The sequence below is a fragment of the Verrucomicrobium sp. BvORR034 genome (assembly GCF_000739635.1).
Lineage (GTDB): Bacteria > Verrucomicrobiota > Verrucomicrobiia > Verrucomicrobiales > Verrucomicrobiaceae > Verrucomicrobium.
Window position 1 is genome coordinate 1 of sequence record NZ_BATQ01000050.1, and the last position, 25,004, is coordinate 25,004.

General features: G+C 60.2%; 21 protein-coding genes. 11 read left to right on the top strand and 10 right to left on the bottom strand.

Annotated elements, in window-relative coordinates; translation table 11 throughout:
* Window positions 1-677: 677 nt before the first annotated feature.
* Together BV034_RS09510 and BV034_RS09515 are read right to left on the bottom strand one after the other, a co-directional pair.
* Entirely contained in the window at window positions 678-1,346 is a 669-nt protein-coding gene (locus tag BV034_RS09510; RefSeq protein WP_050026402.1) for an epoxyqueuosine reductase QueH, read from the bottom strand.
* 19 nt (window positions 1,347-1,365) lie between these two features.
* Window positions 1,366-2,892, bottom strand: a complete 1,527-nt coding sequence (locus tag BV034_RS09515; protein ID WP_050026404.1) for a glycine hydroxymethyltransferase — start codon at window positions 2,890-2,892, stop codon at window positions 1,366-1,368.
* Between the two features lie 129 nt (window positions 2,893-3,021).
* Here BV034_RS09515 and BV034_RS09520 point away from each other — a divergent pair, with 129 nt between their 5' ends.
* From BV034_RS09520 to BV034_RS09535, 4 genes are all read left to right on the top strand, one after another.
* The gene (locus tag BV034_RS09520) at window positions 3,022-4,272 is read left to right on the top strand and encodes an ATP-binding protein (RefSeq protein WP_050026406.1); all 1,251 of its coding nucleotides are present in this window, start codon (window positions 3,022-3,024) and stop codon (window positions 4,270-4,272) included.
* 150 nt (window positions 4,273-4,422) lie between these two features.
* Window positions 4,423-4,947, top strand: a complete 525-nt coding sequence (locus BV034_RS09525; protein ID WP_081887699.1) for a response regulator — start codon at window positions 4,423-4,425, stop codon at window positions 4,945-4,947.
* 115 nt (window positions 4,948-5,062) lie between these two features.
* Entirely contained in the window at window positions 5,063-5,698 is a 636-nt protein-coding gene (locus BV034_RS09530; RefSeq protein ID WP_050026410.1) for a hypothetical protein, read from the top strand.
* Between the two features lie 158 nt (window positions 5,699-5,856).
* Window positions 5,857-6,162 carry a hypothetical protein gene (locus BV034_RS09535; RefSeq protein WP_050026412.1) on the top strand — a complete coding sequence of 102 codons (306 nt, stop codon included), beginning with the start codon at window positions 5,857-5,859 and terminating at the stop codon, window positions 6,160-6,162.
* A gap of 9 nt (window positions 6,163-6,171) precedes the next feature.
* Here the strand turns inward: BV034_RS09535 and BV034_RS35885 are convergent, their stop codons facing one another.
* From BV034_RS35885 to BV034_RS09550, 4 genes are all read right to left on the bottom strand, one after another.
* Window positions 6,172-6,303 carry a hypothetical protein gene (locus tag BV034_RS35885; protein ID WP_265592810.1) on the bottom strand — a complete coding sequence of 44 codons (132 nt, stop codon included), beginning with the start codon at window positions 6,301-6,303 and terminating at the stop codon, window positions 6,172-6,174.
* Complete coding sequence (locus tag BV034_RS09540) at window positions 6,300-7,646, bottom strand: OFA family MFS transporter (RefSeq protein WP_050026414.1); 1,347 nt, start codon at window positions 7,644-7,646, stop codon at window positions 6,300-6,302. The genes BV034_RS35885 and BV034_RS09540 overlap by 4 nt, the downstream gene beginning before the upstream one ends.
* Before the next feature lie 42 nt (window positions 7,647-7,688).
* Window positions 7,689-8,300: a sulfocyanin-like copper-binding protein gene (locus BV034_RS09545; protein ID WP_081887694.1), complete on the bottom strand. Its 612-nt coding sequence runs from the start codon at window positions 8,298-8,300 to the stop codon at window positions 7,689-7,691.
* Between the two features lie 93 nt (window positions 8,301-8,393).
* The gene (locus BV034_RS09550) at window positions 8,394-9,734 is read right to left on the bottom strand and encodes a PQQ-dependent sugar dehydrogenase (RefSeq protein ID WP_050026416.1); all 1,341 of its coding nucleotides are present in this window, start codon (window positions 9,732-9,734) and stop codon (window positions 8,394-8,396) included.
* A gap of 593 nt (window positions 9,735-10,327) precedes the next feature.
* Between BV034_RS09550 and BV034_RS09555 the strand changes: the two genes are divergently transcribed.
* The 3 genes from BV034_RS09555 (at window position 10,328) to BV034_RS09565 (ending at window position 11,767) form a co-directional block, all read left to right on the top strand.
* Window positions 10,328-10,891, top strand: a complete 564-nt coding sequence (locus BV034_RS09555; protein ID WP_050026417.1) for a GNAT family N-acetyltransferase — start codon at window positions 10,328-10,330, stop codon at window positions 10,889-10,891.
* Between the two features lie 75 nt (window positions 10,892-10,966).
* Window positions 10,967-11,272, top strand: a complete 306-nt coding sequence (locus tag BV034_RS09560) for a hypothetical protein (protein WP_050026418.1) — start codon at window positions 10,967-10,969, stop codon at window positions 11,270-11,272.
* Window positions 11,273-11,314: 42 nt separating this feature from the next.
* Window positions 11,315-11,767, top strand: coding sequence for a hypothetical protein (locus BV034_RS09565; RefSeq protein ID WP_265592811.1), 453 nt, complete (start codon window positions 11,315-11,317; stop codon window positions 11,765-11,767).
* Between the two features lie 77 nt (window positions 11,768-11,844).
* Here BV034_RS09565 and BV034_RS09570 read toward each other — a convergent pair whose 3' ends face one another.
* From BV034_RS09570 to BV034_RS09580, 3 genes are read right to left on the bottom strand one after another with little or no spacing between them, the layout of a single operon-like run.
* Complete coding sequence (locus tag BV034_RS09570; protein ID WP_050026421.1) at window positions 11,845-12,105, bottom strand: DUF5985 family protein; 261 nt, start codon at window positions 12,103-12,105, stop codon at window positions 11,845-11,847.
* A 28-nt stretch (window positions 12,106-12,133) separates the two neighbouring features.
* The gene (locus tag BV034_RS09575) at window positions 12,134-12,397 is read right to left on the bottom strand and encodes a DUF5985 family protein (RefSeq protein ID WP_050026422.1); all 264 of its coding nucleotides are present in this window, start codon (window positions 12,395-12,397) and stop codon (window positions 12,134-12,136) included.
* 6 nt (window positions 12,398-12,403) lie between these two features.
* Entirely contained in the window at window positions 12,404-12,820 is a 417-nt protein-coding gene (locus tag BV034_RS09580; protein WP_050026428.1) for a hypothetical protein, read from the bottom strand.
* 278 nt (window positions 12,821-13,098) lie between these two features.
* Between BV034_RS09580 and BV034_RS09585 the strand changes: the two genes are divergently transcribed.
* The 3 genes from BV034_RS09585 to BV034_RS09595 all read left to right on the top strand — a co-directional run bounded on the left by BV034_RS09585 (window position 13,099) and on the right by BV034_RS09595 (window position 22,281).
* Window positions 13,099-19,638 carry a HAMP domain-containing protein gene (locus BV034_RS09585; protein ID WP_050026430.1) on the top strand — a complete coding sequence of 2,180 codons (6,540 nt, stop codon included), beginning with the start codon at window positions 13,099-13,101 and terminating at the stop codon, window positions 19,636-19,638.
* Between the two features lie 31 nt (window positions 19,639-19,669).
* The gene (locus tag BV034_RS09590; RefSeq protein ID WP_050026431.1) at window positions 19,670-21,292 is read left to right on the top strand and encodes a response regulator; all 1,623 of its coding nucleotides are present in this window, start codon (window positions 19,670-19,672) and stop codon (window positions 21,290-21,292) included.
* Between the two features lie 80 nt (window positions 21,293-21,372).
* Window positions 21,373-22,281: a metallophosphoesterase gene (locus tag BV034_RS09595; protein WP_050026432.1), complete on the top strand. Its 909-nt coding sequence runs from the start codon at window positions 21,373-21,375 to the stop codon at window positions 22,279-22,281.
* A 15-nt stretch (window positions 22,282-22,296) separates the two neighbouring features.
* On the opposite strand, the gene BV034_RS09600 is transcribed toward BV034_RS09595, so the two are convergent.
* Window positions 22,297-22,785 carry a deoxycytidylate deaminase gene (locus BV034_RS09600; RefSeq protein WP_050026434.1) on the bottom strand — a complete coding sequence of 163 codons (489 nt, stop codon included), beginning with the start codon at window positions 22,783-22,785 and terminating at the stop codon, window positions 22,297-22,299.
* A 103-nt stretch (window positions 22,786-22,888) separates the two neighbouring features.
* On the opposite strand from BV034_RS09600, the gene BV034_RS09605 reads away from it, so the two are divergent.
* Window positions 22,889-24,721: a glycosyltransferase family 39 protein gene (locus tag BV034_RS09605; RefSeq protein ID WP_050026436.1), complete on the top strand. Its 1,833-nt coding sequence runs from the start codon at window positions 22,889-22,891 to the stop codon at window positions 24,719-24,721.
* The last annotated feature ends 283 nt before the right edge of the window (window positions 24,722-25,004 follow it).

The following is a 25,004-nucleotide window of genomic DNA, read 5'->3' on the forward strand; positions in this document are numbered from 1 at the left end:
GGCTGTCACCCCTCCGGGGTGAACGCGAGGTTGTTGCTTTCCGGGGGTATCGCTACGCTCAACCCCCGGCTAAGCGCTGGAATGCCTCCGGCATCCAATTTTCCTGTCACACTGTTCCGATCATAGTCGGTTAAGCGAGTCAACGTTGGGTACCTTGCTCAGAGAATGGTCGGGTGGGGAAAGCCGACGCCATCCGCTTTCCCCCCACCGCCATCAACACCTCCACGTCAGCACTCCCTGAGGTTCCTTGGCAGGCACTAGCTTCCCCGGTCTGCGATCTTTCCCCGTGGTGTGCTGCCAAGTGCCCAAAGGGTGTTTCATGACCGCGAGGCGCAGCGGAATCAAACCTCCAGACTTCTACTTACCCATGAGGGGATGGCTGCGGACTGATGTGGCGATTTGGCATCCCGGAGGGACGTCGAAATGGGGCGCGAAACGATTGCGGGAATCCTGCCAGCGATCGTGAGGTCCGGCGTTCCTCCGGGACGCAAATGCTATTCGTGCAAGTATCCGGTGGTTGGCACCACCGGATATGGTCCAGTGTCCCTTCGAGACAGGAGCTTCACGTTACCGGCCAAGGACACGTGAGCAAGGCGGATGCTCCGTCACATTCAACGATTCCTGCGGTGTTCGCCCACCTCAAAACATTCCGCCTTCGCCATTCCGCATTCCCAACTCTACTCTCCCGTGCTTTCGGGGCCGTAGTACTTCTCGCCCAACACGATCTTCAACCTGCCTTGGGCCAGGCGATGTTTGTTCGTATCTCGCAGGGAGTAGATGCAGCCGCAGTATTCCTGCTGGTAGAAGCGTTCTTCCTTGGAGATCTCCAGCATGCGGCTGGAGCCGCCTTTCTTGCGCCAGTTGATCTCCCAGTATTTCATTCCTGGGTAGCGGGCGGAGGCGCGGACGCCGCAGTCGTTGATCTGGGCCAGGTTCTTCCAGCGGGAGATGCCTAGGCAGCTTGTGATCACCGGATAGCCGTGCTCGTGAGCATAGAGCGCGGTGCGCTCAAACCGCATGTCAAAGCACGCGGTGCAGCGGGCTCCGCGCTCAGGCTCCCACTCCAGGCCCTTTACACGCTGGAACCAGTTGTCCTTGTCGTAGTCCGCATCCACAAACGGGATGGAGTGTTTCTCCGCGAACCGGATGTTCTCCTGTTTGCGCAGTTCATACTCCTCTCGAGGATGGATGTTGGGATTGTAGAAATAGATGGCAAACTCAATGCCGGAGGCGGCGATGGCCTCCATGACCTCGCCGGAGCAGGGGGCGCAGCAGGAATGCAAAAGCACCCGGCCGCCCTCGATGGGCGGCCGGAGCTTTTCACGATCTGTAAACTGCAGATCCACGCAAGGGAGGTCGTCTGGACTAGGCTGCTGTGGGAGCGAAGTGCTTCTGCAGCAGGGCCAGGTCGAGGTTCGGATACACGGGGAAGCGGGAAAGCAGGGCGTGGATGCGGTCCTGGGCTTCCTTCTCAGCCTCGGGCTTGATGGTGAACTTGGCCTTGCTGCGGGTGTCGGGCTTGCCCTCGGCCTTCACGATATCGGGCTCCGTGTTGCTGAGGATGAGCTTCAGCACGGCGGCGATCTCCTTCATCTCGGCCGGGCCCATGCCCAGGGTGGTGATGGCCGGGGTGCCCACACGCAGGCCGCTGGTGTACCAGGGACCGTTGGGGTCGAAGGGGAGGGAGTTGCGGTTCAGGGTAATACCACAACGGCGCACGGCCGTCTCTGCCTGGCGGCCGGTAAGGCCCAAGGCGCGAACGTCGATGAGCAGCAGGTGGTTGTCTGTGCCGCCGGTGGGGATGGTCAAGCCTTCCGCGACCAGGGCCTCAGCAAGGGCCTGGGAGTTCTCCACGATCTTGGCGGCGTACACCTTGAACTCCGGCTGGTTGGCCTCGGTAAAGGCCACGCCCTTGGCAGCCATGACGTGGGGCAGGGGACCGCCCAGCACGAGAGGGCAGCCCTTGTCCACGTACTCGGCGAATTCCTTGGTGCACATCACCATGCCGCCGCGGGGGCCGCGCAGGGTTTTGTGCGTGGTGGTGGTCAGCACATGGGCGAACGGGGCGGGGTTGAAGTCGCCGCTGAACACGCCACCTGCCACGAGGCCGGCGAAGTGGGCCATGTCCACCATGAAGACGGCACCGACCTTGTCGGCGATCTCACGCATGCGGCGGAAGTTGATCTTGCGCGGATAGGCGCTGTAGCCAGTGAGCAGGATGAGGGGCTTGATCTCCTCCGCCTGCTTCTCGATCGCGTCGTAGTCCAGGAGGCCGGTGGCCTTGTCCACGGCGTAGGAGTGGGCCTCAAACATCTGCGCAGAGAGGTTGTGGCGGTAGCCGTGGGTGAGGTGGCCGCCGGAGTAGTAGTCCAGGCCCAGAAGCTTCTGGTTGCCGGTGACGGCGCGGACCTTGTTCCAGTCTTCCACGCTCAGCTTGCTCGGGTTGGGCTCGCCCATCTCGGCCAGCTTCGGGGTGACCACGCGTGCGCTCAGGATGGCCCAGTAGGCGACCATATTGGCATCGGCACCGCTGTGGGGCTGCACATAGGCGTGCTCCACGCCAAACAGCTGCTTCGCCTGCTGGCACGCGTAGTCTTCGATCTGGTCCACGTTGTCACAGCCGGCGTAGAAGCGGGAGAACACGAAACCTTCGGCGTACTTGTCCGTGAGCAGGTTGCCCATGGTCAGCTGGGTGGCCAGGGAGCAGTAGTTCTCACTGGCGATCAGCTTCAAGTGGCTGCGCTGGTCGGCCAGCTCCTGGACGATCGAGCCAGCGAGACCCGGGGCCACCTTGGCGGTTTCTGTGAGATTGGCCAGGTAGGCCACCGTGGCGTTGTCGAGCTGGTCGGCGGGCGTCTGGGCGATGTAGTCGAGGAGCGGGCTGGTGGGCATAGATCGTGTGAACGGGAATAGGATTGAGGCCACGTACTCTTGCCGAACTTCGCCGAAGGGCCAATTCATATTATTGCGGGTCGGCATTCGCCGGGTTTATTGGCTGGGCCGGGAACTTCGGCGTCCAGTATGACCCCTGCCCCCTCCTCTTTCTCGGCCGATGCCTTGGTGCGTCTGCGTTGGGTGGCCGTGCTGGGGCAGTTGGGGGCCCTGTTCGTAGCGCGGAGCCAGTTTGATGTGGCCATTCCTTGGGGGGCGGTCCTCGTTTTCCCGGCCGTGACGGTGCTCACCAACGGGCTGCTCATGGCCCTGCGCCGGGCGGGCAGTGGGCTGATCAATGCGGCGGTGCCCCACGTCATGGTGTGGGATACCCTGCTGCTGGCCGGGCTGCTCTACTGGACCGGGGGCACCCAGAATCCCTTTGCCCTCTTCCTCCTGGTGAATGCCGTGCTGGCCGCCGTGACGCTCGGGCGGGTGGCGGCGTGGTTGCTTCTCGGGCTCGGACTGATGTGCATGATGTTCCTTTTCACGCATCATCACCCGCTGCGCACGGTGCAGGGTGGGCCGCTGCCCGGGCAGGTGCTGGGGGTGGGGCGCATCACGTCATTTGTTCTGGTCAGCGGGACGCTCATCCACTTTGTGCAACGGTTGCTGCGGCAGCTACAGGCAGAGACGGACGAGCGCCGCCGCACCCATCTCCGGCTGGAGGAGGAGCGTCGATTCCACGCTGTGGCTACGCTGGCTGCCGGTGCGGCGCACGAAATGGGCACCCCGCTCTCTACCATCGCGCTGGTAAGTCGGGAACTGGAGTTGGAACTGGAGGCGACGGGGGCGGAGGACGCCGATCTGGTCCAGATGTCTCGCACGATCCGACAGGAGGTGGAGCGCTGTCGCGCCATTCTGGAGCGCCTGCGGCCGCCGGACACCTCTGGGGCACGCGAGTCCTTCACCTTGGAGGAACTTGAAGCCTCGCTTGCGGCTTCGTTGGGGACAGATGATCGGAAGCGCGTGAGGTTTCACTGGGCCCCCAAGCAGACTGTCCTCTTGCCCAAGGACGCTGTCCGCGAAGCGCTGGCCAATCTGGTGCGCAATGCCCTGCAGGCAGCGCCCGTTCCCGCGATTGTTGACATCTCCGCCACCACCGAAGCAGGGCGCATTCGGTTCGAGGTGCGCGATCATGGCCCAGGATTGCCCGCGGGTATGCGGCACCATCTGGGGGAGCCCTTTGTCACCACGAAGTCACCCGGTCAGGGGATGGGACTGGGTCTGCACCTCGTTCGCCTGCTGGCTCATCAGATGGGGGGTAATCTCACTGCGACCCCGGCTGACGGAGGAGGGGAGCGATTCGTTCTGGTCCTCCCGGTGGGCGAGAGAGGCTGAGAATTTGGAGTTTGAAGCTTGGATTTTGAAAGTTTCGATAGGGTCGTGCTGCGGCATTTTGCCGCGAATGCGCTGCCGGACGGGGCCCCGTGAGATCGGTGCGCATAAGGTCTTGATCTTGATCCCGGAACTCGTTGAATGACCCTCGCGATGAAAAACCTTCTTCTGGTGGATGACGACGAGACGTTCCGCGAGCAGCTCTCCCGCGCGCTCTTGCGTCGGGGATATGCCTGCCAGATGGCTCCCACCGGGGAGGAAGCGGTCACGATGGCCCGGCAGCAGGCCCCGGATGTCGCCGTGGTGGATCTGCGCATGCCTGGCATGTCCGGCATTGAAACGGTGAAGGCCCTTCATCAGATCGCCCCGCGGGCCCGCCTGCTGGTGCTGACCGGGTATGGCAGCATCGCCACCGCCCTGGAGGCCGTGAGAGTGGGGGCGGCGGATTACCTCACCAAACCCGTCAACGCAGATCAGGTTGTGGCCGCCATCGAGGGCCTCCCCGCCAATGCGGAGGCCGCTCCGGCTACGGTGCCTTCCTTGGATCTCGTGGAGTGGGAGCACATCCAGCGCGTGCTCCATGACTGCGAAGGCAACATCACCAAGGCTGCCACTATTCTGGGGGTGCATCGCAGATCATTGCAACGTAAGCTGAATCGGTATGCGCCGGGAAGATAGGGCGGTGGTCCGGTAATTCGGTGATTCAGTAAATCAGTAGGGCGGTGGTAGGAGTTGAATTGCGTGAATCACTTTTTGGCGACAAGTTGGAGTAAGCTTTCACGCTTTTCAGAACATGTTTCCCACCAATTGTCTGGCAAACCTTGTGCTGATTGCGCTTGCTGGCGTGGCTCTCGCACAGCCGGTCAGCGCACCTCCTGTTACTTGCGAAGACTCCCTCGTCGCCAAGGTCACGGTGACCCCCAAGCTGGACTCGACCTTCTACCATCAGAGCCAGTCCTCCTATCATTGGTGGATCGTGGAAAATGAGGAGGGCAATCTGGAGGATACCTCGGATGGCGTGATTGATGCCGAAGACTTGCTTAATCTGGAGCACACGGCGAATCTTGTCTCCACCCATCAGGGGGAGCATTCGATGGAGTTCTGTGAGGCGACAGCAACGACGGACGGTGCGGTGCTGATATTCGCCGGAGGCATGCCAGCCTACGCGAGCAGTCTGACGGTTGAACTGGACTCGAAGCGGAACTTCAAATGCTCGTTCTCGGCCACCTACCCCGGCCCAACCAACCCGCTGAGGTCGAAAATTACCAAGAAGGAGCTCAAGCTGAAGTCATCCGGTTTCACTGGTGGGACGAGGTTGTATGGTTGGATTTCGGTCACCTTTGATGAGATTGACACGGTGACTGGTGCCAGCAAGAGCCACAAGATTGAAGGCTATTTCAAGCCAGTGTTGCAGCACAAGCAGCCGTGAGAATCTAGGTGCTGGGTTCTCAATGTGGTGACGCCTTCACGATTGCAGGCTTGATCCCCCCATGCTTGAATCAGGGTCGTGAAATCGTGGGGATGTCTCACCATGTGCGATTCGGACTTGCCTTGGCAACATCTGCCTTCCACTGCCATCTCCCCCCAATGAAGCCCAACCATCTGGCGCTCAGGCTTGTGGCTCTGCTGCTTTCGTGTCCAGCTCAGCTGTTGAGTTACTTCTACCTGTTGATGGCCTTGCTGATGTTTGGCAATTTCAACTTCAACAAGGCGTGGCATTGTCTCGTGTTCGGGGCCACCTTAGCGGCGCCGATTCTCTCGACAGGTGGGCTGATTGCATACTGGCGGCACAAAACTTGGGCATCCTTCATCCTAATGCTGCTGGGAGTGGCGCTTGGTGCGACGCTCTGGATGCTCTGGACGTCGCGTTTGTCCCGTGGATTGATCCACTGACCCATTCGTCTATTTGGCAGCGGCCCCTTGTCCGGCCGTAAACAAAGGGCTGGCCTTCTGCACGGACTTCAGCACGCCCCAGCCCAGCGGAATGGCTACGATCAGCCAGACGATGATGACCTTTATCTGGGAGGGTTTCATTTTTCTGGGGGAGTGGGTTGATGATGTTTGGGATCGACCGGGCGCACCAGCAGATTGCAGACGCAGCCGAGCAGAAGCAATCCGGTCATGAGGTAAAGCGTGCTGTTGTAGGCCTCTGCCGCTGGCATGCCCGCCTTCTTGTTGGCGGTGGAGATGTAATTGATCAGCGTGGGCCCGATGACGGCGGCGGCGGACCATGCGGTGATGAGTCGCCCATGAATGGCTCCCACCTGAGCGGTGCCGAAGAGATCTCGAAGATAAGCCGGGATGGTGGCGAAGCCGCCTCCGTACATGGAAATAATCACCGCAGTCACGGCGACAAATACCATCTTCTGCCCGGTGTTCTGGACGAATGCGAGCGAGGCATAGAGGGCGGCACCCAATAGGAAGTAGATGCAATATACCACCTTGCGTCCAGTGAGGTCGGAGACGGAGGACCAGATGAAACGCCCACCCATGTTGAAGAGGGACAGCACGCCTACGAAGCCGGCTCCCACTGCGACGGAGACGCCAAACATGTCCTGAAACATGAGCGAAGCCTGTCCCAGGATGCCGATGCCTGCACTGACGTTCAGGCACAGTACCATCCACAGCAGCCAGAATTGGGGAGTCTTCCAGGCTTGATCCACCCCCACGCTGGCAGTGGTGACGAGGGTCTGCGCCTTGACTGGAGGCACATAGCCTTCAGGCTTCCAGTTCGCGGCGGGCACCTTCACCAGCCAGGCTCCGAAGCTCATGAAGACCGCGTAGATCGCTGCCATGGTGAGGAAGGTGGGAGCCACACCCTGGCTGCTCACGGGGCGGAAGTGGGTCATGAGTTCCGTGGCCAGCGGTGAGCCCACAAGAGCTCCGCCGCCGAAGCCCATGATAGCCATGCCCGTGGCCATGCCAGGGCGGTCGGGGAACCACTTCACCAAGGTGGACACGGGGCCGATGTAGCCCAGGCCCATACCGATGCCGCCCACAAACCCGTAGCCGAAAAGCACGAGCCAGAGCAAGTGCAGCTTCACGCCCAGCGCTGCCAGCAGGAGACCGCCACAGAAACAGGCTGCGCTGGCCACCATCGTCATGCGGGGACCGTTCCGCTCTACCCACTTGCCAAAGACCGCTGCGGATAGACCCAGCATAATCAGGGCGATCTGGTAGGCCCAGCCCACCTGGGGGATGGTCCAGTCCCCAGCCACCGAAGCATCGCCCCCAAGCAACTTGGTCAACGGCACATTGAAGACGCTGAATCCATACACCTGGCCGATGCACATGTGCACGGCAATGGCGGCAGGCGGCACCATCCAGCGGGAATAGCCGGGCGGGGCGACAGTGCTTTCGCGGCTGAGAAAGTTCATGGAAATAGAGAGTGCCTCAGAATCGCGGAATTGCGTGCGGGATTACTTGGAGGAGCTGGCGTCTTTGGCCGGCTCATCACCCAGCTTGAGTGTGGGCTTTTCTGCGGTGTCAGAGACCAGGAGAGTGAGCCAGTGGCCGTTCATCGTGTGACCGGGAAAGCCACAGGCGAATGCGTATTCACCGGACTCATCTGGCGTGAACTCAAAGGTGCGCTTGTCAAAGGCGATGCCCTGAAGATGTTTTTCAATGCCGGCGCCTTTGAAGTAGGGCTCCGCCACCTGGAGTTTCCGAACGTCATCTTTCTCCACCACGATCACACTGTGAGGGACCGGGCTGGGGTTGATGAAGGTGACATGGACCTTCCAGCCTTTGGGGATGGTGTACACGGCTGCCCCTTTGGCATAGCCGTTGAAGTTCATGCCGTAGTTGTCGTCGTTGTACACGGCCACCAGCGTGACCTCCACAGTCTTGGGCTCCTTGCCCAGCCGCAGAAAGTCGTCGGCGGTGATGTCTTTGATCAACTCGATCTTTCGTCCGCCCCCGGTAGCGGGTGCGTGGTGGTCATGGCCTGCTGGAGCCGGAGTCTGGCCGTGGACAAGGGCCATGGGTACGAGGAGTAAACCGTGAAAAAGCACGGCAAGGCTGGTTTTCATAAATGGGGAAGGAGCGGCCTCCGCCGCATGACGTGCCGGGTCGGGCACGCTACGGCGAGGACCAAAGGGTTGAACAAGGATCTCCTGGGTTCCTTATTTCTTCTGCAGCGGGGCCAGGCTGGCTCCATCGGGCACGGCATCAGCCGCCACGACTTTCCACAAGGCTCCGCGCTCGCTCACGGTGGGGTCGACCGGGCCGCCGTAGTTGGCGGTGGCGTGGGTGATGTAGAGATTTCCCTCTTCATCTTCCCCACCGCTGGTTGGGCGCAGGGGCGTGTCCAGGTCCAGCAGTTCCTGCATTTGCCACTTGTTGGCGGCATCCCGTTTCATGCCCCAGATTTTTCCACTGCCCCAGTCAGAGACAAAGTAGATGCCATTCAGGCTGGGATACTTCTTGCCGCGATACACGCCGATGCCGGTGACGCAGATGCCCTGGTCCACATGGCTGTACTCCGCCACGGGCAGGATGCCCACGCGCGGGTTGGTCGCTTCATCTTCAATGGGGAAGGTGTGACTGCCGCCCATGAAGCTCCAGCCGTAGTTTTCACCGCCCTTGCTCGTGGCGGGCTGGAAATTGATTTCTTCCCAATGGTTCTGACCGACATCGGCGATGTAGAGGTCGCCTGTTTCACGGTCGAAGGAAAACGTCCACGGGTTGCGCAAACCGTAGGCCCAGATCTCCGGGCGGGCTTTTGGTTTGATCTGGGAAAACTGCTTTTCTGAGATGCCAAACAGAGTCATCTGCTGCAGCGGAGTCAGGAAGGGGTTGTCCTTCGGGATTGAGTAGGCGCGATCAGGTGAGGTGTTCGCCAGATCAATCCGCAACATCTTGCCATGCAGTGTGCTCTTGTCCTGGCCGGCATCCAAGACGTCGCCTTCCCATCCGCCATCGCCCACGCCGACGTACAGGTAGCCATCCGGTCCGAAGGCAATCTTACCGCCGTGGTGGTTGGGATAGGGGAAGTCAATCTGCATGATGACCTTCGCGCTATCCAGGTCGGCCCGGTCCGGATTCTTGGCAGAGACCTTGTACTGCGTGATCAGCGTGGAGCTGTTGAACCAGAGGTCCGCATACGAGATGTAGAAGATGCCGTTCTCTTTGAACTTGGGGTGAAACTCGATGGCGTACAGACCAACTTCCAGGAAGGAGCTGATGGTCTTGTCCCGAATGTCCAGGAAAGGCTTCTCGAGCAGCTTGCCGTCTTTGTTGACGATGCGGATGATGCCATGACGCTCACACACGAAGAGGCGGCCGGTGCCGTCCTTGGGGGACGCCACATGGACCGGATCCACCAGTCCGTCAGCAACTTTGACCAGCTGGATGGCAGGATTCCCGGGAAGTTTGCCGCCGGGTTGCGCCGGTTGGACTTCTGCGGAAAGGGCGAACGGGGCCGTGAGCCCCAGCGCAAGCGCTGCAAGAGGAAGCGTTTTCATGATGTTGCTACTTGGTAAAAGGACGGCTTTGCAGTCCATGCCGGACTGTGCCTCCCTTTTTATTGCATAAGCATTGCAGATTTGTTGAGGGTCAGCAATAGCCTGGAATAATGATGACAGGGTTCTCCTGCCGGGTGGCAGCAGAGTGCCCGGTATACAAGTTGTGAGCGCACAAGGCGCTCAATTTGTAGAGTCTTACGCAGAGAAACGGCGTGCGGGACGCTTTGATTTTGGAGAGGCATACAGATTCAAGGGGGACATCGAGAAGAGCGGACGGGGCATTGGTGCGTAGGCGTGTGGAATAAATTCCGGCTGAGCGCCGGGATAGCATGGGGCTGTGCTACGCCCCATTCTGGGATGAACTTCGGCTTGGGGTTGGGGTCTCGGCGGCTAGCTCAACCTCGCGGTGGTTGGGCAAGTCTCCTCACACCATCAGTTGCGGCTGGTCCTGGAGGGATTGGCCTTGAGTTGAGGGTAGTGTTATAGGAGTTTTGAATCGAGCCAACCCCCTGCTGCCCCGCCCGCCCAATGAAACCTGAGAGCATTCTATGTATGGTTTTGACGGGTGTGCTGGCCGTCCCCCACCAGATGTCATGATCGAGATCCGACGGGCAAACTCATCCGATGCGACAAGCATCGCCGAAATCCAAGTCGCAGGCTGGCGGGCGGCGTATCGTGGGATTGTTCCCGACGTGCTCCTCGACGGACTCGATGTTGCCAGTCGTGTTCCTTTCTGGGAACGATTCTCCCTCGGTGCGAAGGGGGATCTCTATGTCGCGGTTCTTGAGGGCGGAGTTGCGGGCTTTTGCCATCTCATCCCAACGCGTGATCCTGGCACCACGGGCACGGCAGAGATTGCCGCCATCTACGTGAATCCTGCAACATGGAGAAAAGGGGTGGGGCGCAAACTGTGCACGACGGCCCTTCACTCAGCCGCAGAGCGCAGCTATGTAAGGGTGACGCTCTGGGTGTTGTCCGGAAACCAGCTGGGGCGTCGTTTCTATGAGGCGATCGGCTTTGAACACGATGGTGCCGTGAAGCACGAGGTTATGAATGGGACTCAGTTGGAAGAGATGCGCTACCAGATAGCGCTGCCAGCACCATCCGGTGGGCATCTTGCAACCGATCGTGAGTCCAGCTTTTTGGTGCAAACTTGATTCGAGAAAATGAGTTGAATCGAAGTGCGTGAAAGAGAGTTTTGACGATCACTGGCCAATAGATGGCTCTTATACATGAAATCCGCGACGCTCGGCATTTTGCTTACCTCTTTGCTTGCTGGGTCGTTGCTGGTGTACTCCCAGCGCAATGCCCGGAATGACTACTTTGAGTACTGCACCACAAAGGCCTATGGTTTTCCCTACCCTTGGTTGATCGAAAACTGCCCGTGTGATGGGCGAGGCGGGCTTACTGAACATCCGATGCAGGCGAAGCTGTGGAATGCAATGGCGGTACTTGCTTTGGCGGGAGTTTTTTCGGGCTCAACCTTTCTTGTTGCCCGACAAGTGGGGCGAGCAAGAAATGGCTCCAAGACCTTTTGAAGCATCCCAGTGGCGTTCCATCTGCGCCCCATTTCTATGAACATGCGACGTATTCGTTACTGCTTTCATCGATTCTGCGCAGAGCCGGTAATTGTTGTCTGGATATTGGGGGCGTTGATCACTTGGGCGCCGCTCATGATTTGGCTTGCTGGGCACGGGGTGATCGATCTTTTGCATTCAGACTGGAGCGCAGTCGTTCTGCTTTTGATCTGCCTGCTTGCCATTTGGCCGGTGGGCTATGTCTTAGCGGTGGCGTTTATGGGACGGTGGGTGATGCGGGCTTGTGAACAATGCAATGGCGGACCGTACCGGCTGGGAGAACGTGTCATGATCTTGTCCGGACCTTGGTCTGGTAAAGTGGCATCCATTCGCGAGAAATTCGTGGGGCAGGCAGGGGAATCTCTCTCCACGGTGGACTTGGGAGACGAGATCAAATATCCTGGTCAGGATCTCGTTCCGGACTATGCCTTGCTTCGTCTGTCTCCGAGGCCCTGAGGTTCCGTGCCAACGTGAGGCCGTCGGTCGGTCGAGGGAGGAGTCAATTAGTGCCGTGAAGCATCCGCGAGCTCCCCTCACCTCAAGCGCCGGTTCTTGTCGATGATGCCGGCGATGATGACCAGATAGGAGGCAAGTCTCACGGCGTACACCAGCGGGGCCATCTCGTTGTCCAAATTCAGCAGGGTGCGCATGATGCGCTCCATCATCATGAGCACGAAGGCGGTGCAGAAGTACAGAAAGAGCCGGTCTCGAGTGCGTTGCCAGAAACGCCAGAAGAATGCCGCGATGGTCAGGCTGGCGGCCGCAATCATTCCTGAAAGAAAAGCTCCGGACATGGTCAGGTGGGCGGATTGCGAAGGGCGACTAAGAGGTGTGAGAGTTGAAGATCAGGCCGTAAAGCTGCACGGCCATGGAGGCACCGGTGAGAAGGTTTCGCTGCAGGGAGAGATCGCCGGAGGGGTACACGATCATGTCAAAGATCAGCACCACATTGCTGGCGGCCAGCAGGGTGAAGCAGAGCGCGCTCCACATCAGCAGGGGAAGGCGGGTCTTCCGATAGCCGCGGAAGAGGAGAATGGCGCAAACAAAGGCGGCCAGTGAGCAGAGGATGTAAACGGTCTCCACCATGGCGGTTCAAGGATAGTGGCGAAATTTGAAAGCGTTGGCGAAAGATCGGGCGGGGTCCTGCTGGCTCTGCTGGCGTCTTCCGGGGTGGTAGATCACCTCAATCACGCGTACCGGGTAGGCCCGATAGACCTGGGCCAGCTCCTGCATGTATTCCCCCAGTTCCGGTGTGCGGGGGGCAAACTGGTAGGTCGTCGATCCCTGGCTAGGTGATGCCTTTTTTAATGCCAGGCCATGCTCCACCGCCGTCTCGAGCCAGGCGGTGATGGAACCGCGGGAGCTCAGAATCTTGCTGTATACCTCATCCGCTGTGAAAGCCGTGTCGGGTGCCGCTTCTAGCAGCAACATCACCTCCAAATGCTCCACGGCAAATACATAGTGCTCCACGAAGTTTCGGATGCGGTCTGTGAGTGCTCCTTCTGCCACGTGAAAAGCTGTCGGGTGTACGGGTGGGATTGGGGTGGGTGAACAGTTCTGAGGCTCGGAATAGCAGGGGTGATTGGACCCAGTGTTCGCAGCCCGGTCTCGCACTGGATGGGTTTATTTTGTCTGTCTTGCAAATTAAAGTGTTGGGCGACGGCGGTCGTATTGAGGTAAAGCTTTGCCCTGACCCACCAGCGCGGCGGCCAGCCGTCGCGCGATTCCGTATCCCCGCGTCTCGCTTCTTCGTCTTTTTCCCCTCATCCGCTGCCGCAAGTGTGCCCATGAAGTCCGCTGCCTCAACCGAGCCCGTTGGAGTCTCCAGCCACGGAGATGAGTACCTCATCGAAATCCTGAACTCCATGCTTGCCTTGCGCAGCGGAGACTTCTCCAAACGGCTGCCCTCAGGGTGGACGGGCATCCAGGGGAAGCTGGCGGATGCGTTCAATGAGATTTTGGGAATCAACCAGCGGCGGGTCAAGGAAACTGCCCGCATTCGCCGGGTGGTGGGGAAGGAGGGCAAGCTCAACCAGCGTCTGCGCGTGCCCGGGCTGATCGGGGAGTGGGCAGAGGAGGTGGATGCTCTCAATGACCTGATGGATGACCTCGTGCGTCCCACTACGGAGGTGACCCGCACCATTGGTGCCGTGGCCAAAGGGGACCTAAGCCAGTCCATGGCCCTGGAGGCAGATGGTCGGGAACTTGAGGGCGAGTTCCTGCACTCTGCCCAGCTCGTGAACCGCATGATCGACCAGCTCTCGGTCTTCACTTCAGAAGTGACGCGAGTGGCCCGTGAGGTGGGTACTGAGGGTAAATTGGGAGGGCAGGCTCAGGTGAAGGGGGTGTCCGGGGTTTGGCGAGACCTCACGGAAAGTGTGAACCAGATGGCGGGCAACCTGACCGCGCAGGTGCGAAACATTGTGGACGTGACCCTGGCTGTGGCCAACGGGGACCTCTCTAAGAAAATTACCGTGGACGTCCGTGGGGAAATTCTTCAGCTCAAGGAGGGGATTAACACCATGGTGGAGCAGCTTCGCTCCTTCGCCTCTGAAGTGACGCGCGTGGCTCGTGAAGTGGGCACCGAGGGCCGTCTGGGTGGTCAGGCGGTGGTGCCGGGTGTGGCGGGCACGTGGAAGGATCTTACTGACTCTGTGAACGCAATGGCGTCCAATCTCACGGCGCAGGTCCGCAACATTGCCGCCGTGACCACGGCTGTGGCCCGTGGGGACCTTTCGCGCAAGATCACGGTGGACGTGAAGGGGGAGATTCTGGAACTCAAGGAAACCATCAACACGATGGTGGATCAGCTCAACGCCTTTGCCGCGGAAGTGACGCGAGTGGCCCGTGAGGTGGGTACCGAGGGCAAGCTGGGCGGTCAGGCGGAGGTGAGCGGGGTGGCGGGCACGTGGAAGGATCTCACGGACAACGTGAACTTCATGGCCAACAACCTGACGGCGCAGGTGCGCAACATTGCCGACGTGGCCACGGCCATCGCTTTCGGCGATCTTTCGCGCAAGATCACGGTGGACGTGAAGGGTGAGATCCTCGAACTCAAGAACACCATCAACACCATGGTGGACCGCTTGAACTCCTTCGCCTCTGAGGTGAGCCGCGTGGCCCGTGAAGTGGGCACGGAAGGGGAACTGGGCGGCCAGGCGGAAGTGGGTGGCGTGGCGGGCACGTGGAAGGATCTCACGGACAATGTAAACTCCATGGCGTCCAACCTCACGGCCCAGGTTCGAAACATTGCCGATGTGGCCACGGCCGTGGCCAACGGAGACCTTTCCAAGAAGATCACGGTGGACGTGAAAGGGGAGATTCTCGAACTCAAGAACACCATCAACACGATGGTGGACCAGCTCAACGGTTTCGCTTCAGAAGTGACGCGCGTGGCGCGTGAGGTGGGTACGGAAGGCAAGCTGGGCGGTCAGGCCCAGGCGCGTGGGGTGGCAGGGACGTGGAAGGATCTTACGGACAACGTGAACTCCATGGCGTCCAACCTCACGGCGCAGGTTCGCAACATCGCGGACGTGGCCACCGCCATCGCCCGTGGGGACCTTTCCCGCAAGATCACGGTGGACGTGAAAGGGGAGATCCTGGAACTGAAGGAGACCATGAACACGATGGTGGACCAGCTCAACGGGTTCGCCTCTGAAGTGACGCGTGTGGCCCGTGAGGTGGGCACGGAAGGCAAGCTGGGCGGCCAGGCAGATGTGCAGGGGGTGGCCGGGACGTGGAAGGATCTTACGGACAACGTGAACTCCATGGCCAACAACCTGACGGCCCAGGTGCGTAACATTGCCGGAGTGACTACCGCCGTGGCGCGCGGAGACCTTTCCCGGAAGATCACGGTGGACGTGAAGGGGGAGATCCTCGAACTCAAGGACACCATCAACACGATGGTGGACCAGCTCAATGCCTTCGCCTCTGAGGTGAGCCGCGTGGCGCGTGAGGTGGGCACGGAAGGGAAGCTGGGCGGCCAGGCGCAGGTGCCCGGGGTGGCAGGGACGTGGAAGGATCTCACGGACAACGTGAACTCCATGGCCTCCAACCTGACGGCCCAGGTGCGCAACATTGCCGAGGTGACCATCGCCGTGGCCAACGGGGACCTTTCCAAGAAGATCACGGTGGACGTGCGAGGTGAAATCCTCGAACTCAAGGAAACCATCAACACGATGGTGGACCAGCTCAACGCCTTCGCCGCGGAAGTGAGCCGTGTGGCCCGTGAGGTGGGCACGGAAGGGAAGCTGGGCGGCCAGGCGCAGGTGCCCGGGGTGGCAGGGACGTGGAAGGATCTCACGGACAACGTGAACTCGATGGCGTCCAACCTCACCGCGCAGGTGCGCAACATCGCGGACGTGGCCACGGCCATCGCGAAAGGCGACCTTTCCAGCAAGATCACGGTGGACGTGCAAGGGGAGATCCTCCAACTCAAGGAAACCATGAACACCATGGTGGATCAGTTGAGTGCGTTCGCCTCTGAAGTGACGCGTGTGGCCCGTGAAGTGGGCACGGAAGGGAAGCTGGGCGGCCAGGCCGAGGTGCCCGGGGTGGCAGGGACATGGAAGGATCTTACGGACAACGTGAACTCCATGGCCTCCAACTTGACCGGCCAGGTGCGTAACATTGCCGAGGTGACCATCGCGGTGGCCAACGGTGACCTTTCCCGCAAGATCACGGTGGACGTGCGCGGGGAAATCCTCCAGCTCAAGGAAACGATCAACACCATGGTAGAGCAGCTCCGCTCTTTCGCCTCGGAGGTGACACGCGTGGCGCGTGAGGTGGGGACGGAAGGGCGGCTGGGCGTGCAGGCCGTGGTGCCGGGCGTGGCTGGGACGTGGAAGGACCTGACCGACTCCGTGAACGCGATGGGCGGCAACCTCACGGCGCAGGTGCGCAACATTGCGGAAGTGACCACAGCCGTGGCGCGCGGCGACCTTTCCCGCAAGATCACGGTGGACGTGAAGGGTGAGATCCTCGAACTCAAAAACACCATCAACACGATGGTGGACCAGCTCAACGCCTTTGCTGCGGAAGTGACGCGCGTGGCTCGTGAAGTGGGTACCGAGGGCAAACTGGGCGGTCAGGCCCGCGTGCCGGGTGTGGCGGGTACGTGGAAGGATTTGACCGACTCCGTGAACGTGATGGCGGCAAACCTGACTGACCAGGTGCGCGGGATTGTGAAAGTGGTGACCGCAGTGGCGGATGGCAACCTGCGCCAGAAGCTGACGGTGCAGGCCAAGGGGGAAGTGGCCGCACTGGCGGAGACCATCAACAACATGACGGACACTCTGGCCACCTTCGCCGACCAGGTGACCAACGTGGCCCGTGAGGTGGGGGTGGAAGGGCGGTTGGGCGGTCAGGCCAACGTGCCGGGTGCCGCCGGGACGTGGAAGGATCTTACCGGTAACGTGAACTTGCTGGCGGCGAACTTGACCACCCAGGTGCGCGCCATCGCCGAGGTGGCGACCGCCGTGACCAAGGGGGACCTCACCCGCTCCATCCAGGTGGAGACTCGCGGCGAGGTGGCCCAGCTCAAGGACAACATCAACACGATGATCAACAACCTGCGCGAGACCACGGAGCGCAACCAGGAGCAGGACTGGCTGAAGACCAACGTGGCCAAGTTCACCCGCATGCTCCAGGGCCAGCGGGATCTGTTCACCGTGGGGCAGATGTTGCTTTCTGAGCTCGCTCCACTTGTTTCCGCGCACCAGGGGACCATTTACCAGATGGCTGGGGATGCGGACCGCTCCCTCCGGCTGCTGGCAGGATTTGCCACGCCCAAAGGACAGAGTGAGCGGCTCCAACTGGGCGAGGGGCTGGTGGGCCAGTGCGCCCTGGAGCAGCAGCGCATCCTGCTCGCGGACGTGCCTGCGCATTATTCGAATGTGCATTCCAGCCTCGGACAAGCTCTTCCAGCCAACATTGTGGTGCTGCCCGTGTTGTTCGAAGGGGAAACGAAGGCGGTGATTGAACTGGCGTCTCTGCACCGCTTCACCGCAGCGCATCTGAACTTCCTTGAACAGCTCACCCAGTCCATCGGGGTGGTGTTGAACACAATCGAGGCCACCATGCGTACCGAGGGTCTCCTCCAGCAGAGTCAGCAGCTCACTGCGGAACTCCAGTCTGGCCAGAACGAACTCCAGCAGACGAACGAAGAACTGGAGCAGAAGGCCCAGGAGCTGGCGGAACAGAATGCCGAGGTGGAACGCAAGAACCGCGAGATCGAGCAGGCCCGACGTGCTTTGGAAGACAAGGCCGCCGAGCTGGCCCTCACTTCCAAGTACAAGTCCGAATTCCTGGCCAACATGTCCCATGAGTTGCGCACCCCGCTCAACTCGATTCTCATCCTGGGGCAGCAACTTGCCGAGAACAGTGCCGGCAATCTCAGCACCAGACAGGTGGATTTTGCCCGCAACATCCACTCCGCCGGCTCGGATCTGCTCAACCTCATCAACGACATCCTGGACCTCTCCAAGATCGAATCGGGAACGGTCTCGGTGGATGCAGAGGAAATTACCTTTGCCACCCTTCGGGATTCCGTGGAGCGCAACTTCCGCCACATCGCGGAGAACAAAAACCTGCCCTTCAAGCTGGACTTTGATCCGGGGCTGCCCCGCCACTTCAGCACGGACCCCAAACGTCTCCAGCAGATCGTGAAGAACCTGCTCTCCAATGCGTTCAAGTTCACCGCCCAGGGGAGTGTGAATCTAAAGGTTGGGCTCGCTTCGGAGGGGTGGAGTCCGGATCATCCGGTGCTGAGTCGTGTGCCGAGCGTCATGAGCATCGCGATCCAGGACACGGGCATTGGCATCGTGCCCGAGAAGCAGCGCCTCATTTTCGAGGCCTTCCAACAGGCGGACGCGGGCACCTCCCGCAAGTATGGCGGCACCGGGCTGGGGCTGGCCATCTCCCGTGAGCTCGCCACCCTGCTGGGCGGGGAGATCCGCCTCCACAGCGTGGCGGGGGAGGGCAGCACCTTCACCCTTTATCTGCCTCTGGACTATGTCGGTCCGGCGGGCCGCGGTGAGGGTGAGTCCCGGCGGGAGATGATCAAGCGTGCCACCAGTCCGCTGAGTATATCCTCACTCCGCGTGCAGCAGGATGAAGACCAGATCGTGGATGATCGGGACCTCGTCCTGCCGGGGGACAACGTCCTGCTCATTGTCGAGGACGATGTACACTATGCACGGGTCCTGTTGGGACTGGCCCGGGACAAAGGCTTCAAGGGGTTGGTGGCCACTCGTGGCCAGCAGGCTCTGGCTCTGGCCCGCCAGTACCAGGTCACCGCCATCACGCTGGACATCTTCCTTCCAGACATGCTGGGGTGGACGGTGCTGAACAATCTCAAGCTTGATCCCACCACCCGGCACATCCCAGTCCAGATCATCTCATTGGATGAAGAACGGCGTCACGGGCTCTCCCATGGTGCCTTCTCCTACATGGTGAAGCCCGCCACCACGGATGACCTTGAGATTGCCTTTGACCGCATCAAGATCTTCTCCCAGCCCCGGATGAAGCGGTTGCTCGTAGTGGAGGACAACGACATAGAGCGCGAGAGCATCGAGGAGCTGCTCGGGGGCAAGGACATTCAGATCGTCACCGTGGGCCGGGGCAAGGAGGCCCTGGGACTGCTGCTGGACCAGCACTTCGACTGCGCGGTGCTGGATCTCCGGCTGCCAGACATGAGCGGATTCGAGCTGCTCGAGACCATTCAGAAGGAGCCCACTCTGCAGGAGGTGCCCATCGTGGTGTATACCGGCAAGGACCTCTCTCCGGACGAGGAAAAACAACTGCGTCAGGTGGCCAAGAGCGTGGTGTTGAAGGATGTGCAGTCGCCAGAGCGTTTGCTGGATGAGACGGCACTTTTCCTCCATCGTGTGATGACTGACCTCCCGGAATCAAAGCAGAAGATGATTGGCAGCCTCCATGAGTCCAATGAGGTGTTGCACGGTCGGAAAGTGCTGGTGGTGGACGATGATGCCCGCAACATCTTTGCACTCTCCATCCTCCTGGAAAACCATGACATGGAGGTCTTGAGCGTCACGAATGGGCGTCAGGCCGTAAAGCTTATTGAAGAGAATCCGGACCTTTCCATGGTGTTGATGGACATCATGATGCCAGAGATGGACGGCTACCAGACCATGCGTGAGATCCGTAAAAATCCTGAATTCCGCACCCTGCCCATCATTGCCCTCACAGCAAAGGCGATGAAAGGAGACAGGGAGAAGTGTCTGGAGGCCGGTGCCAGTGACTATATCGCGAAGCCGGTGAACACGGAGCAGCTTCTCTCGCTCCTGCGTGTCTGGTTGCACCGCTGATTTCACCCCTGACTGATCGACTCCTTCAAATATGGGCGACCCCATCAACATTCTCCTGGTGGATGACGACGAGCGGAACCTCGTCGTCCTGGAGACCATTCTGAGTTCGCCAGAACACCGTCTGCTCAAAGCCACCACTGCCAACCAGGCCCTTCTGGCCCTGGTGGAGAACGAGTGCGCGGCCATCGTCATGGATGTGAAGATGCCTGATATGAGCGGCATCGAGCTGGCCCAGCTCATCAAGCAGCGCAAGAAGACCCAGCATATTCCCATCCTCTTCCTCACGGCGCACTACTTCGAAGAGGAACATGTGGTCATGGGCTATGGCGCGGGCGCGGTGGACTACATCACGAAGCCGGTCAATCCCACGATCCTGCGTTCGAAGATCAGCGTCTTTGTGGAGCTCTTCCGCAAGTCTGCGGAGCTCGCCCGCTTGAACCAGGAACTGGCGGTGAAAAATGCCGAGCTGGAACGCAGTGCGGAGGACCGGGCCCAGCGTATCCGTGCGGAAGCCGCGCGGGCGGAGGCGGAGGCGGCGAACCAGGCCAAGGACCGCTTCCTTGCCATGTTGTCTCATGAACTCCGGGCCCCTCTCTCCCCCGTGATCCACGCTGTGACCCTCATTGAAGAGGAGAATGAGTGCAACCCCTCCGTGAAAGAGTTGCTGGATACCATTCGCCGGAATGTGAAGCTGGAGGCCAGGCTTATCGACGACCTTCTGGATGTGGCGCGCATCCGCAGCGGCAAGCTGCAACTCCATCCCGAGAATGTGGATGTGCACAACCTGGTGAGGCGAACCGTGCAGGTGTGTGAACCCGAGGCCCGCGCGCGGGAGATCATCGTACAGACGGATCTTCGTGCCACGCAGGCCCAGGTGGTGGCGGATGGCTCGCGCATCCAGCAGATCGTGTACAACCTGCTGGGCAACGCCATCAAGTACACGGGAAGAGGCGGAGAGGTTCGGATCTCCACTGAGAACGATCCGACGGGGCGCCTGTTGGCAATCAGGGTCGAAGACTCGGGTATTGGGATAGAACCCGGGAAGCTGGAAAAGATTTTTGATGCCTTCGAGCAGGTGCACGGTGACCGGTCAACGGGCCTTGGGTTGGGGCTGGCAATCTGCCGGGTGCTCGTGGAGTTGCATGGGGGCTCGATCCGGGCCGCGAGTCGTGGGGCGGAGCAGGGCAGTGCCTTCACTGTCTCCCTGCCACTCCGGGCGGTCAGCGTGCCTGAGGCACCAGCGGCACCGAATATACTACAGGACACGACTCCCGCCTTGCGGCTGCTGCTCGTGGAGGATCATGAGGACACAGCGAACAGCTTGAAACGCCTTCTCCTGCGGCGAGGCTATCAGGTCACTCTGGCCACCAGCGTGGCGGGCGCGTCAGATGCCATGCGGTCTGATCGCTTTGACGTGCTCATTAGCGACATCGGCCTGCCCGATGGCCAGGGGCTGGAACTGATGGAACCTTTTGTCGAGGTTGCCAAACCTCGAACCGTTGCAGGCATTGCCTTGAGTGGCTATGGCATGGCGGAGGATCTCCAGCGCAGCCAGATGGCGGGATTTGCCTATCACTTGACGAAGCCTGTGGATGTGGCGGAGCTCGAAAGCTGTCTCGTGGCCCTTTCTCCGCAACTCGCGGGTGCCTCCTAGGGATGAGGCGCTGCCTCTCTTTGAGGTGAAATCTCCAAAGTGGGAACTGAAAAATTCCAATCTCTGCCGTTTAGGCCCCTATGCCGGTCACGCTCGCTCCTGCCACTTCCCGTCGTCGTTTTCTTGCCCAGTCCGCCGCTGCCGTGTGCTTTGGCTGGTCCTCCCGCTTTCTCGGCGCTCAATCAACTGCCGGCGCGGGAGATGTTTGGGCCCTGTTCTCAGACACTCACATCGACGCGGATCCGCTGGCTGTTTCTCGTGGCGTCACCATGACCGCCAACCTGAGGTCCTGCGTGGCGGAAGTCCTTTCCCGGACTGAACGTCCTTCTGGGCTCATCTTGAGTGGCGATTGTGCTCACCTCAAGGGAATGAAGGCCGACTACCAGACGTTGAAGCCGCTTCTTCAGCCGCTGGTCGAGGCCAAGCTGCCGGTGCACCTGCTTATGGGCAATCACGATGATCGTGTTGCCGTCACGGAGGTGCTGGATCGTCCCACTTCCCCGGCGGTACCCAGCCGCTTCGTCTCCGTGCAAGAGACTCCCCATGCCAACTGGTTCCTTCTCGACAGTCTGGACAAAGTGAATGCCACCCCTGGGGTGCTGGGGGCGGAACAGCTTGCCTGGCTGGGCAAGGAGCTTGACGCCCGACCGGACAAGCCCGCCGTGATCGTCGTGCACCACAACATCCTCCTTCAAGAGGTCAAAACCGATGCTCTCATGGATTCGGCCGCTTTGTTGGAGGTCCTGCGCCCTCGCAAGCAGGTGAAAGCGTGCATCTACGGGCACACGCATCGATGGAGCATCACACAGGACGAGACGGGCCTGCACTTCATCAACCTTCCGCCGGTGGCTTATGTGTTTAAGCAGGAGTTCCCCAACGGGTGGGTGCTCGCCACCTTGCGGCCAGACGCCATTCAACTGGAACTCCGCGCTCTGGATGCGAATCATCCCCAACACGGGGAGATCAAGACGCTGAAGTGGCGGGTTTGAGCAGGCAAACCCTGCCTATCGCTTCAGCTCCTCAAACGGAGAGATGATGACCGGATAGTCCGTGAGCTGCTCAATCTGGATGCCGTATAGCTTGCAGATGGCATTTGCCTCGGACTCCGGGTAGTCGTCACGATAGTAGATCTCTTTTACTCCGTAAGCGGCGAGCATCTGGGCGCAGCTTGTGCAGGGCTTGGTGGTGCAAGCCACCAGCTTCACGGTGCCGCGGGTGAAGAGGGCGCAGAGGTTCACCTCAGCGTGCAACATGAACTTGCGCCGGATGTCGCGATCCAGCCAGAATTCGTGATCCGCATTGAACCCCGGTGCCAGCCCGTTGTAAGCGGTGCCGATCACCCGGTTGTCGAAGTCAAACGCCACTGCTCCCACCTTCCGGTACGGATCTTCAGACCGCAGGCTCGCCACGTGGGCGAGTGCCATCGCATACTCCGGGATGCTGATGCGCGTCCGGGGCGGCGTCACGGTGGGGATGGAAGAGGCGTCGGACATGGCAATTGGGTGATGGCTGCAAAAATAATTTGAGTGATGAACGGGAATCGCCCGCTAGGTTCGCCGGATGATGCAAGCCCCGGGCCAAGAATGCCAGTCACAAATGATCCCTCTTGGGGGAAACTCAGCTGCCCGCTGGCTGACTTGGATGCTCGCTGGAGCGGCGCTTTTGTTCTGGATCGCCGTCATCTCTACCGGGAAGGACTGGCGCGAGGCGCTGCACATTCTGGAAGGTGACGCGAAGGTGAAGTCCCAAGACCGGGTCATCGCCTACGCACACTGGGGACTTTACTGGGGGTGCTTGCTCAATGCCATGCTCTGCACTGGTCTGGCGGCCACGGCACGCTGGTGGGCCGCTGCTGTTCGACCAGGGCAGTCGATCCAGGTCTCCCGTCTGTCCAGGATGGGATGGACCGCTTTGTTCGCCATTCTGATACTGGCTGGCACCGTGCGGTGGTTGCGTCTGGACCTCAGCCTCTACAACGACGAGGCGCACAACTTTCGGCGTTATTTCTCCGGGTACTTTCAGCAGCGCTCCGATGGCACCACCCGCTGGCGGGAGCCGTCGTGGGGTGAAACGCTCTGGCTCAACCAGGTGGGTAACAACTCCACCCCATTCTCCGTATCGGCCCGGCTCAGTCATGCGGCGGCCCTCCGCCTCACCGGGGCCCCGGTGGGTACGGTGCATGAGGTGGGGCTGCGCTTCCCCTCATGGGTGGCGGGTCTCGTGACGTTGATGGTGGTGTGGGCGTTGCTCCGGCGGTTGTTTCCTGGCAGTGGCACCTGCTGGTGGGGGATGCTCCTACTGGGGCTGCATCCGTGGCACGTGCGATATTCGGCAGAGGCCAGGGGGTATGCCTTCATGATGCTGGGGGTGGCCTTGTGTCTCTATTTTGCCCTGCGGGCTTGGCAGGAGAATCGCTGGCGCTGGTGGGTGGCCATGGGACTGGCCCAGTTCTTCGCCTTGTGGAGCTTTTCCGGGACTCTCTACTACCTGGTTGCTTTCAACGGGCTTTTCCTGCTCGGCTGGATCTGGCGTGTCTGGAAAGGCCGACAGGGATGGGGCCAGCTTTGGGGACCGCTGTTTGGCATGGTGGTGGGCGCGATGTGTGCCGTGCCGTTGCTGTTGCCCATGTTGCCCCAGTTGTTGAAGGCCTTGCAAACCAACGTCAGCATCCACGGCCACATGGGGTGGGGATGGTGGCAGGATCTGGCAGGTTGTCTGGTGGCTGGCGTCCGGTGGGTGGACTCTGATCCGGGGAATCCCGTGAACCTCGCTCTCGGACGCTTCCTTTCTCAGCAGCCCTGGATCTGGGCGGGCGTGGTCAGCGTTGGATTGTTGGTCATCTTGGGCAGCGTGGCCCTTGTTCGGGCGGGAGGCGTGGCCTGGGTGATCCTCGTGGCAGGCCCTCTTGCAGTCTTCGGAGGATGGCTTGCCATGGGACGACAGGGCAATTTCATCCACCTCTGGTACCTGTTGCACGTCTTGGTTGGATGGTGCGTGGTGCTGGCGGCGGCAGGCAAATTCGGCAATCAACGTCCCTGGCAGCAAGGTGTGGTGATTTTCCTCATGACCATTGTGTTGACGGGCTGGCTCTGGCTGGACCTCCGCTTTCACCATCTCGGCAAGGAGGATCTTCGTGGTGTCGCGCAAGCCGTGCCTGCTGGGGCTTTCCATGCGGCTGCTTATTCAGATGTCGATATCTACGACCGTGGAGTGGTCATCATTGAGCAGACCTCAGAACTGGATCCACTCATTGCGCGCGCCCGTCAGGAGAACCGCGTTTTCTGCATCAGTTTCAGTCGAAAAATTGCAGACCCTGAATTTGAAAAAATGTTCCACCGGATCGAACAAGGTGAGGAATTTGAAAAAATCGCCACCCTTTGGGGTCAGGAAGAGGGGCAGTTTACTCATTATTTGTATAAATTGAAGTAAATGAGCATTGACTGGTCTGTTCTTTTGAACACAATCCTCTTCTCATGAAGAGGCGCTCCAAAGGAATTCTGGCCAGCATGATCCAGCTGTTTTCACGTCGCGTGCGTCCCCGTCATCTGGAGCCCGACACCCGCAGCTTTCGTGCACCGCGTCGGGAGGTTCAGTTGGAATTTGAGTGGCGGAAATGACACTTCGCCCGGCCTGGCCAAGGCCGTAAAAAAACAGCGTTCCCCAGGCGGGTCGGCACTGTTCATTTTGTGTTCAATTCCAAGCTTTTCCTGCA